Origin of the sequence: Ruegeria sp. HKCCD8929, from assembly GCF_013031405.1 — a bacterium.
GTDB lineage: Bacteria > Pseudomonadota > Alphaproteobacteria > Rhodobacterales > Rhodobacteraceae > Ruegeria.
Genome location: NZ_WPZY01000068.1, coordinates 1 through 10,789, shown reverse-complemented (window position 1 = coordinate 10,789; position 10,789 = coordinate 1). Strand labels below are relative to the sequence as shown.

General features: G+C 62.6%; 10 protein-coding genes. 9 read left to right on the top strand and 1 reads right to left on the bottom strand.

Going from position 1 to position 10,789, the window contains the following annotated elements; all coding sequences use genetic code 11:
- Positions 1-1,796, top strand: a 1,796-nt coding sequence (locus tag GOX53_RS27955; protein ID WP_217351978.1) for a cell wall hydrolase, incomplete at its 5' end; no start/stop codon positions are given.
- A 5-nt stretch (positions 1,797-1,801) separates the two neighbouring features.
- Here the strand turns inward: GOX53_RS27955 and GOX53_RS27950 are convergent.
- Positions 1,802-2,272, bottom strand: coding sequence for a hypothetical protein (locus tag GOX53_RS27950; protein WP_171182157.1), 471 nt, complete (start codon positions 2,270-2,272; stop codon positions 1,802-1,804).
- 123 nt (positions 2,273-2,395) lie between these two features.
- Between GOX53_RS27950 and GOX53_RS27945 the strand changes: the two genes are divergently transcribed.
- From GOX53_RS27945 to mobF (GOX53_RS27910), 8 genes are all read left to right on the top strand, one after another.
- The gene (locus GOX53_RS27945) at positions 2,396-3,157 is read left to right on the top strand and encodes a DsbA family protein (protein ID WP_171182156.1); all 762 of its coding nucleotides are present in this window, start codon (positions 2,396-2,398) and stop codon (positions 3,155-3,157) included.
- A gap of 152 nt (positions 3,158-3,309) precedes the next feature.
- Positions 3,310-3,804, top strand: coding sequence for a hypothetical protein (locus GOX53_RS27940; RefSeq protein ID WP_171182155.1), 495 nt, complete (start codon positions 3,310-3,312; stop codon positions 3,802-3,804).
- A complete protein-coding gene (locus GOX53_RS27935; protein ID WP_171182154.1) occupies positions 3,794-4,093 on the top strand; it encodes a hypothetical protein in 300 nt (99 codons plus the stop codon). Before GOX53_RS27940 ends, GOX53_RS27935 begins: the two co-directional genes overlap by 11 nt.
- Complete coding sequence (locus tag GOX53_RS27930) at positions 4,083-4,514, top strand: hypothetical protein (protein ID WP_171182153.1); 432 nt, start codon at positions 4,083-4,085, stop codon at positions 4,512-4,514. Before GOX53_RS27935 ends, GOX53_RS27930 begins: the two co-directional genes overlap by 11 nt.
- A gap of 337 nt (positions 4,515-4,851) precedes the next feature.
- Entirely contained in the window at positions 4,852-8,028 is a 3,177-nt protein-coding gene (locus GOX53_RS27925; protein WP_171182152.1) for a type IV secretion system DNA-binding domain-containing protein, read from the top strand.
- A gap of 58 nt (positions 8,029-8,086) precedes the next feature.
- Positions 8,087-9,016 (top strand): MobF family relaxase, encoded by a 930-nt coding sequence (mobF, locus tag GOX53_RS27920; protein WP_171182151.1) that lies wholly within the window; start codon positions 8,087-8,089, stop codon positions 9,014-9,016.
- Positions 9,013-9,330 carry a hypothetical protein gene (locus GOX53_RS27915; RefSeq protein ID WP_171182150.1) on the top strand — a complete coding sequence of 106 codons (318 nt, stop codon included), beginning with the start codon at positions 9,013-9,015 and terminating at the stop codon, positions 9,328-9,330. Before mobF (GOX53_RS27920) ends, GOX53_RS27915 begins: the two co-directional genes overlap by 4 nt.
- On the top strand, positions 9,327-10,789 hold a 1,463-nt coding region (gene mobF, locus GOX53_RS27910), incomplete at its 3' end, for a MobF family relaxase (RefSeq protein ID WP_171182149.1). The genes GOX53_RS27915 and mobF (GOX53_RS27910), both read left to right, overlap by 4 nt.

Sequence of the window (10,789 nt, the reverse complement as noted above, 5' to 3'; positions counted from 1 at the left end):
TGGGGCAGGGGGCTGCGATGGAAGCGGGGCGCGAGACAGCGACCGGCAATATCTCCCTGGCCAATGCGTCGATGAACAACATGGCGGCCAACAAATATAATACCTCCAGTCTCTATGACACCGGGCTGGCAACGCGTCGCCTGGCCGACGGTGCGCTCCATCATCGGAATGCCGATGGATCGGAAACATACTCAGGCGGAACCGCGCAAAGCACTGGCGGCATGTCCACAAGGGTGGGCCAGACCATTCGCGAAGAGGTCTCCGACCGCAAGGACGCGGCGATCCGCACGGCCACCTCGGCGCGGGATGAATGGTCAACGGCCGTCAACGAAACCGCAGCGGATTATGCCGACTTTGGGCGCAGTTTGAGCAGCGGAACCAGCGTTGGCGATGATGCGTCCTCCAGCTCAAGTTCGCGGAGGATCAAGGATGCAAGGGAAGCGCACCAGGCGGTTGAGGACTTTTCGAAGCAGCACGGGATTTCCGTCAACGCTGCATACAAATTGGCGCTTTCTGGTGGAACCCCGGGGGGTAGTCCGATTGACGCAAAAATCGGAGCTGACATCACTGGTCTGGACACCGACAGTTATGAACGCCTGAGCAAGGCCGCCCGTGAATCGGGTCTGTCGGAAACGGTCTCCAAGTTTGCTGAAGCCAGCCACTCGGTACGGGCCGGTCAGCAGTCCTCGGAGACCAACACCGAAAGCGGCGGCAACCGCTGGAGCATCGAGGATGTGCGCCGTCTGGGCAATACGTATGCCGAGGCGCGGGAAGAGGCCGAGACGCTGTCGGCTGCTGAGGCTCATCTCTATTCGAAAGGCATCAACTACGATCAGGAACTGAGGACTGCGATCGAGAATGAGTGGCGTGAGGCCGGGTTCAGTAAAGAGCAAATCTCTGCGCTGGCCTATCCCAAGACCCGCGCTGCGATACGGCGTCAGGAAAAGGCCGTCGAGCAGGTTCTCCCCGGCTTGCTGGAGGAGCTTGGGATCGACCGACCAACTCCGGATCTTACCAGCGCCTTCACCCTGAGCCGGCCGCAGCAGGAGATCACCACACAGCAGCTCCCATCCGCTGGAACGGAGCATCGGGCCGAACTTCAGCGAGTGACCGGGGCGACGAAGAAGCTCGAAGGCGCCATCGGTGAGCGTCAGCAGGTTCTGGAAGGCAAAGCCACCGCCGGAGCTGCAAGTAACGAACGGCAGGTGGTCGAAGGCCAGGACTTCGGGGTGATCCCGGGCATTGGTGCGAAGGCTGTTAGCACTGGCGGAGACGTTTTGGATTCGGCTATGGATCTCGGTCGTGGCGTAAAGAACACGCTGACAGGTTCGGATTCCCTTTCATACTACGACCGTGATGTGATGATCCGGACGATCGCCGGTGAAGCCGGAAGAGAAAGCGACCTTGGTCAGGCAGCGGTTGCCCACGTGATCCTCAACCGGGTGCAGGATCCCCGGTGGGGTGACAACCCGGCCGAGGTAAGCCTGGAGCTCAAGCAGTTCTCGGCCTGGAACAGCGGCAGTGGCGGAAACAAGCAGCCGGAAAGTTTGAAGGAAAGCGATCCGGCGTATGAAAGGATCGGTCGCATCGTGGACGCGGTTGCCGCCGGCGAGATCGAAGACCCCACCGGCGGCGCCACTCATTATTACTCTCCGGATGGCATGCGCGCTCTTGTGGCTGCAGGTGAGCAGGAAAACGAAACCCCGACATGGGTGGCCGGTGTGTCGCGCGAACGTGGCGGGGAAAACGTTGTGATCGGCAGGCACATCTTCACCGGGCGGAGGCGCAACGAATGACGGATTTAATGCTTTCCCGGGAAACCGTATTCCTTTGGAAAACGGTACATGTATTGGAGCGTCGACATGTTCCCTGCACCAACACCGTATACGCTGTTGTCCTCGTTCACAGCGCTACCGGGCTTCCCATACTTGATGAAATACACCGCAAGCCAAACGCCGCCGATGCCGACGTAGATCAACGAAACAGCTTCCGGAGCCAGGACAGCAACGGGGAAAAAGCCGCCATGGTAGGCAAGCAGTTTCCAATAACGCTTGAACCAGCCCTTTGGCCCGCCCTCTGCCAGCACGGCAAACGGTCCCAGAACGAGGACGGCGCCCCAGATAAGCACGAGGATACCGCCAGCGGCGTCCGCAACCGCGCTGGAGAACAGCGCATCGCTTTCAAGCAGGCCGAAAACTGCCAGCCCCGTGAGCACAAGCATCACGGCGGCGTAGGCAGCAAGGCCTCTCCAGTTCTGTTTCAGGCGCGTCATGGCCGGTCTCCGTATGGGGATCGAATTATAGCGCACAAAAGGGGAACATTCAATCCGGGGAGAAGTGGCACTCCTGGATCTGTTCCCGGGTTTTCACAGTAGTTCAATAGAGGATGAAAGCAGATGGCACATAAGTTTAGCAAGACCTTCATCGCCGCCCTGATCGCAGCGGATCTCGCCCGCGCGGTTCCGGCCGGAGCGGAGAATTTTCCATCCCCGTCACCGGAGTTCATCGAGCAGGTGCGCCAGGCGCTGCTGCAGCGTCCGGAAATCATGCTCGAAGTGTTTGCCCTGTTGGAGGAGCAACAGAGTGCGCAGGAGGCTGTCGCTGATCTTGAGATCGTGGCCTCCGTTGCGGATGAGCTGTTCGAGGGTCTTGATCCCGGGAAGCCGATCCTTGTTGAATTCCAGGATTACAATTGCGGCTACTGCCGCCGCGTGCATGCCAATGTGGCGGAGCTGAAGGCGCAGCGTCCGGATCTGCAGGTGGTGCTGCTGGAGACGCCGGTCCTTGGTGACGCCTCCAGACATGCGGCCGAGGTTGCCCTGGCCTTGAAGGCAACGGAAGGGGTTGAGGCCTATGAACGGTTCGCCGATGCCCTGATGACGCTGCAGGGCAATGCCGATCCGGTATCGGTGCGCGCAACGCTCATAGATTTGGGTTTTGATGCTGAGGCCGTGATCCAGGCGGCGGGTGAGGGTGTCGGTAGCGATGATCTGAAACGCTCCGAACGGCTCGCCCGGCAGGTGGGCGCGCGTGGAACACCGTACTTCGTTGGACCGGGCGGGATTGTCCGAGGGTTTGGATCTCCGGAGGACCTCTCGGCCATCACCCTGCCGCCGGAACGTCCGGAGCCTGATACGGCGAACGGAAAGGAGGGCTGAAACCGGAGTGGCGGAAGGAGATCCCCTGTTCACCTTGAGTGGCACCAGGGTCGGCTTCCCATCGTCACCGGATGACCCCCTCCCGTCGCGACCCAGTTCACAAGCCGCGCAGAAACGTATCCACGAAAATTCAGCAGAAATGAGGCAACATCATGCAAGTCACCGTAAAACTGATCCCGGCCCTGATGAGCGCCACACTTGTCCTGTCGGCCTGTTCAGGTGGCACCAGCCAGACCTCGGCCAGTGTCCTGGGCCTGCAATCCATCTCAGGAGTGCAGCGCGCGGCGAATGCCCAGCCGTCAAAGACGGATCTGGCAATGAGCTGCGCGCAGATCGAAGCGGAACTGGCCCGCCACTATGCGCGGATGGACGAGATCAACCGCGCCGAGCGGGCTCGCGAGCGGCAAGCAAACCTGACCGGGGGCTTGGTCGATGCCGGCTTGTCCGTCCTGGGCGCCGGCGCGATCGCCAATGCCGGATCGGCACAAGGCATACGCAATGTCGGCACCGCAACCAACCTGATGGGCACTGCGGCACAATCTGCAACCCGCGGCTCAGGGCCCAATGCGCAGACCTACAATGAAGCACTGGCCATCAGCGAGCGCAGCGCGGTGCTTGAGCGTGTGAAGCTCGACAATGGGTGCTGACGTGACACCGCGGGAATACAAACCCGGCACGGGCCTCGACGGTTTGTTCAAGAGCGCCGACGGCAAAGGCCGGAAAGCGGATGAGAGTGATACGCTGCGTGTTCGCCGCAATGTCCTTAAGCTCGCCGATCTTCTGGATCTTCCGAAGGACAGTCTTGAGAGGCTGCACACGCCGGACGCTCTGATCGCGCGGCTCTATGAGCTGGCGGCACAGGACATAAGCAATCCGGATCCCGACACGACTGAGGCAGCTAAAACCAGTGACAGGAAGGATCACAATGACCATTAAACGTAGTTTTGTCGTTCTTGTCGCCGCCGCAAGTTTGGCGGCCTGCAACGATGGAACGGTGCCCGACAAGCACGCCATCACCTTTGAATCGCAGGTGCCGGCAGGCGGTCCGTCCCGGGTCCAGGCCGAGGCCGCATTGAAACGATGGCTGCTGCACAATGTGCCTGATGGCCCATCCGCCAGGGATATCACCGTTGGGCCGGTGCGTTATGCGTCAGTGCTGTTTCCGTTTCCGGAGAAAGACTATTTCGTCTGCGCCCGGTTCACCGCGAAGAACCGGTTTGGCACCTATGAGCCACCGCAGGAGGTGATCATGACCACGCGGGTCTACGAGCCTGCCGAAGGCTGGGCGCCGTCGCTGGTCAAGGGCCGCAGGGATGCGTCTTACCGGCAATATTGCATCGGTCAGCCGCACGAATAACCGGGCTGATTATCCTGAGAAAACGCAAGCGGAAAAGGGTCAGCAATGCTTACTTATTTAACATAACCGCCATTATGGGTTGATCAGGCCCACTGCTGGAAATCTTCGTGATGCCGGCAGACCTAATCCCCGCCCCGATGTGTCGTGAGCAGCTGAGTGGTGGTGCCGCGACACCCCAGAAGAAAGAGTTGGAGCTCTTCGTCTGGAGCATCGCGGCGGTCCGTGCACGGGTTTGCCGTCCGTGCGTGTCACGAATGGAACGAGAGTATGAATCATGCGTAACAAAGGACACACGCAAATTGTCAGAGGTGGTCAGACAACGCAACACTGGACGCGTATGGCGACCCAGGTTTTGCGGTACTCCATCTCGATGGCCGCATTGGCGTTTTGCCTCTGTTTTTTCTGGCTGATCTGGCAGAACTATGAGCTGGACATGCTCCGGGTCTCCGCCATCTACTGGCTGGCCGAGTTCAATATCGAGACACGCGGCACAGAACACCGGGTGCTGGAATATGTCGATCTGTTTGGCAACCGGGTGCGGCGCACCGCGCTTGCGATCTACACCGATCCACAGCTGATCGCGATCTATGAGCATTACGCGGTCACCGCGCGTCGGATCATCTGGATCTCCGCCATTCCGGCTGCCATCGCCTTTGCCGCTGTGTTCCTGATCTTTGTCGCCGTAGGGCGCTCTCTGAAGGACGAAGAGCACATCCGGGGCGCGCGGCTGGTGAGCGCAAAAGAGCTGAAGGCCTGGTCCAAACGGAAGTGGAAGGCCTATGAGAAGAAATTCGGCAAAGGGTCCAAGACCGGTCCACGCTACACGCTGGCCGGGATCGAGTTCCCGCCCAACGCGGTTGAGGCGCAGATCGGCATCACCGGCACGGTCGGGACCGGCAAGACCAATGCCATCCACGAGCTGCTGAACACGATCCGGGAGGAAAACGGCCGCGCGATCGTCTATGACCGCATGGGCGGTCTGCTGCGCGATCACTACGATCCCGACACCGACATCATTCTCAATCCCTTCGATGCGCGCTCGGTGGGCTGGTCGCCCTTCCATGAAGCCCATACCTCCGCCGCATTCGCCCAGATCGCCGAGGTGATGGTGCCGGATCAGCCCGGGTCCAACGATCCGTTCTGGACCAAGGCCGCCCGGCTGGTGTTCCAATACGCCGCGCGGGAGCTGGCCAAGCAGAAACAGGGCAAGGCCACCAATGCGGATCTGCGCCGGGCCATCATGAGTATCCCGGCCGAGGAGCTGGCCGAGATCATCGAAACCACCCCCGGGGCGCATTTCTTCGGTGAGCATGTGGCCAAGACCTCCGGCGGCATTCGCGCCAACCTGATAACCGAACTGGCCTTCCTGGAATATCTGCGCGACGACGCCCCGCCTTTTTCGATCCGGGATTGGGTGATCGAGGATCGCCCGGGCTTCGTGTTCCTTACGGCGGATGCCGAGCACGCCGCCGTCACCCGCAACATCATCTCGACTGTGCTGGAAGTGGCGGCCAATGCGCTGATGACCACCGAAGAAAGCCGCGATCCCAAGGTGTGGTTCTTCCTCGATGAGGTGCCGACCCTCAACCGGATGCCGTTCCTGCCAAAGAGCCTGGCCGAGATCCGCCAGTTCGGCGGCGCCTTCGTGCTGGGCTACCAGGTGTTTTCCCAGCTCGAGGAGATCTACGGCGACAAGGCGGCGGAAACCATATCCGGCGTTCTCAACAACCGCGTGGTGCTCAACACGCCCGATTTCGACACCGCGCAGCGCTCCTCGCGCTCGCTGGGCGAAGAAGATGTGGTTGAGATGAACGAGAACCTGACGCTCGGGGCGCATGAGGCGCGCGATGGTGTGGGCATTGTCGGCCGGCGCACGCAGCGCCCGATCGTCACCCCGGCCGAGATCCAGGCCTTGCCCCAGTTCGTAGGCTATTTCCGCCCGGCCTATGACGCGCCGACGGCAAAGGTCCGGTTCGAGCCGGTGCCGACCCAGACCCGGGCCGAGAAGCTGATCCCCTATCGCGGCCCCGGCTTTGACGAGGGCGGCATGCAGGTGGCGGCGACCAACGCGGATATCGAGGAAGGCGGAGCGCCCTTGTTGGGCTTTGCGGCAAAGCCACCCGAAGAGCAAAGGGCCGAGTTCCTGCGCTGGCTCTTGCGCGCGCGACCGGAAGGTGCGGCCCGGATCGAGGAGCCAGCCCTCATCTCCGAACGGGACTGGTACTGGCAGCACTTCGCGACCGCACGGGTCCGCGGCGTGCCTGCAGCCAACATCCTGCCGCCCGACCCTGCGGCCGGGTTTGCGCTGAATGGGGATGCAGCAAGGCCTGAGACGGCGACGCTGCCGTACCCGGGGGAGAAAAAGCGGGAGGCGGTGGCAGGTTTAAGAACCACCACCTCCCCACCGGGTTCCGGTGAGGAAACCCGGCCAACCGATGCGCCATCTGCGGGAGAGGCCCGCAGTCTGCTAAGGGCACCGGATGACAGATCCGATATAAGCCCTGTCTCTCCACCCTTGAGGGGAAATCCGCCAGAGCGGCCTCATTCGCAAAACCCCGCCGATCACCGGGTGACCAAAAGCCCGGCGCAAGGGACCGGTCCCGGGTCGCGGACCCGTCCGGCAGAGGAAAAAACGGAGATGGCGGCGGGTTCGACTGCCACCATCTCCAGTCGGGGAGGGCCAGGTGCTCCCTCCCTGAATTTGGCGGATGCACCGGAGAAAGGATTGGAAACCGGTCCATCCGCGACGGACACAGCGGATACCCCGGCAAATGGTGCCAAATTAGGGAAAGACTCGGGCGCTGACGTGGTTCACGGAAATGTCAGTGAGCTGCAGCAAGCGACAGATCGCATAGGGGATCAAACGCAACAGGCATCCAGCCGCCCGGAAACGGTGGAACCTCACAGCCCCAACAGCGGATCACAGGTGTCCCACGCGCCCTTGTCGATGCGGGCGCATCCCGGGTTCCGGACGGTCCTGCGTGAGAGAGGCGGGCCCGGTGAGGCGGCGGTTCCCTCCACCTCCTCGAACCTGGCACGTCCGGACCCGGGCGCACTCGGGCGAGTGAGTGGGGAAGCGTGCCGAATTGCGTTGCCCGTGAGTGGTGGGGATACCCCTTCCGGTGAGCCTGCTTCTGTACCTTGCCAGCCAGAGCGCTTTGAAACACGGGGAAAAGGCGAAGAAGCGGCTCATTCCGCGAGGCCCGACCTGTTCGATTGGGAGGTTGAAGGGGCGGCACCGGGTGGAGCCACCCCTTCCCCGGCACCACAAGCGGGAGGGAACCGGTCGACAGAGGGCCGGCATGGGGTCGGCACGTCTGTCGGAGCGGTGGATAGCGCATCGCTCCCGGACGCTCAAACGATCCCGGACGCACCCCCGCGGGACAGCGCGCCCGCGTGGGATTCCGACAACAGCCATCCCGTAAACGGGTCCCTTTCCGCTCCCGAACGCCCAAAAAACGGGCGCCTGCGCCGCCTCGGGGTCACGCGCCCGCGCGGGGAGGCACAGGAATGAGACAGATCCTGCGCCTGTTGGGCTCTGCAAAACCGGGCCGCTTTGGAGGAGTTCTGACATGATGTCGATATCGAACCTGTCTGCCTGCGCGGCGGCCAGCGGCTATTATAAAGAAGAGGGCTACTGCAAGGCCGGGATCTGGGAAGCCGAGCAGGCGGCGCAGTGGTTCGGCAGGGCGGCGGAGGAGGCCGGGCTGTCCGGCTTTGTCGATGACGCCCGCTTTGCCGAGCTGCTCGATGGTCAGACCCCGGATGGCAGGCTGATGGGGCGGTATGTGGATGGCGAGCGCCAGCACCGGTCGGGGCTGGATCTGACCTTCTCGGCCTCGAAGTCCGCCTCGATCGCGGCGCTGGTGCTGGGCGATGACCGGATTACCTGGGCGCATGACAAGGCGGTGCGCGCGGCGATGCAGGTGGTCGAGCAGCGCTTCATCACCACCCGCTGGCAACAGGATGGGGTGATGAAGACCGGCCCGGGCAAGGGCATCATCGCCGGCATCTTCCGCCATGACACATCCCGGGCGCTCGATCCCAACCTGTACAGCCATGCGGTGATCGCCAACATGGTGCTGAACGACAAGGGCCAATACACCGCCCTGCGCAATGACGAGGTCTATCGGAACCGCAAGCTGATCACGGAGATCTACCGCTCCAGCTTCGAACACCAGATGCGTGAGCTGGGCATCGGGACCCGGCGCGGCCAATATGGCCAGGTCGAGCTCAGCGCCATTCCCGAGGCGGTGCTGGAGGTTTTTTCCAGCCGTGCGGCCGAGATAGATGCCTACCTGAAGGAGAAAGGTCTGCACCGGACCCCGGAGGCGGCTCACAGGGCGGCGCTCGCCACCCGGGCGGCCAGGCACAGGGACGTGGATCGCGACGAGCTGCGGTCCATATGGCGCAAGGAGGCGCTGGAAGCCGGGCTCGATGAAAAGCTGCTGGGTCGCGGCCGGATCGAGCGCGAGGGCCCTGCCCCGGAGGCACCGGAATGAGACAGATCCCGCGCTTTTCCGGTCAGGACCACCCGCAGATCGACCATCGAATTCAAGGCCTGCCGGCGATGCGGGCACGGTGGAAGGTGACGACGGGCATCATCACCTTCTTCCCGCGCGGCTTGGGGGCAACCGCCCGGCGGACCGGAATTGGTGATGGCAGAACGTCAAACCGGCTAACCCTGTCGGCCCGGCAGCGGCATACCACAGTACACTCATATCGCGAACATACCGTTTCGATGCGCGCGGAAGGGGCAAAATATTGCCTGTTGTTTCTCGCGCTCGCACCAGTTTCGCGGGGTGACCAGTCATGATGTCTGTCTCGATCGTCTCCGCCGGCGCGGCGGCCAGCGGCTATTATAAGGAAGAAGGCTATTACAAGGCTGATACGCCGGAAGCCGAGAAAGTGGCGCAGTGGTTTGGCAAGGCGGCCGAGGCGGCCGAGCTGACCGGCTACGTGGATGATGCCCGCTTTACCGAGCTGCTCGATGGGCAATCCCCCGATGGCAAGCTGATGGGGCGCTACGTGGATGGGGAGCGCAAGCACCGGCCCGGTCTCGATCTCACCTTCTCGGCCTCAAAGTCCGCCTCGATCGCGGCACTGGTCATGGGCGATGACCGGATCACCCACGCGCATGACAAGGCGGTGCGCGAGGCCATGAAAATCGTCGAGGAGCGCTTCATAACCACCCGCTGGCAGCAGGATGGCGAAATGCACACCGGCCCGGGCAAAGGCATCATCGCCGGCATCTTCCGGCATGACACCTCGCGGGCACTCGATCCCAACCTGCACAGCCATGCGGTCATCGCCAACATGGTGCTCAACGAAAAAGGCGAATACACGGCCCTGCGCAATGAGTCCGTGTACCGAAACCAGAAACTCATTACCGAGATCTACCGCTCGAGTTTCGAGCAGCAATTGCGCGAGCTGGGCGTCGAGACTCAGCGCGGCCAATATGGCCAGGTCGAGCTCACCGCCATTCCCGAGGCGGTGCTGGAGTTCTTCTCCAGCCGGTCCGGTGAGATCGACGCCTATCTGAAGGAAAAGGGGCTGCACCGGACCCCGGAAACGGCTGAGTGGGCAGCGCTGGCTACACGGGCAGCCAAGCACAATGAAGTGGACCGGGATGCGCTGCGGATCATGTGGCGCAGGGATGCGCTGGAAGCGGGTCTCGATGAACGGCTGCTCGATCGCGGCCGCATCGAGCCCGAGGCCCCTGACCCGGGCCAGCGTCCAGAACTCCGCGCTGAACGTGAGATCGATCGGCGTCAGCCGCAACAGGATCCGCAGGAGGTCTCGCGGATCTCCGCCGTGCTGGGCTGGATGAAAGCGCTGGTGGGGGCGCCAGCGCCGCAACGCGACCAGCCTGACCCGGAGACGCCTGTTGCCCGCGCGGTGACCCAGGCCATCGCCCATGTCAGCGAGCGCCAGTCGGTCTATGACCGCAGCGCGCTCACCGCAGCCGCGCTGCGGTTTTCCTACAGGGGCGACATCGAACAGGTGGATCGGGAGATCGACCGCCGCATCGAGGCCGGAAGTCTTTATGCAAGGGGCGAGGACGGCCAGACCCTGACAGACCAGGCCTCAGTGAAAATAGAGCAGAGTATTATAAAGGGCTGGCGCGCAGCTGAGCGTGCTTCTGGGCCGGATCTAAGCCCAACCCGGACCCATCCCGGCATTCCTGATCTCGATGCGGCGCTCGCCGGCGAACCAACCCTTCCCGGACCCGCCCGGGCGGTGCCAACCAGGCCCTGGGGCACTTCACCACCATG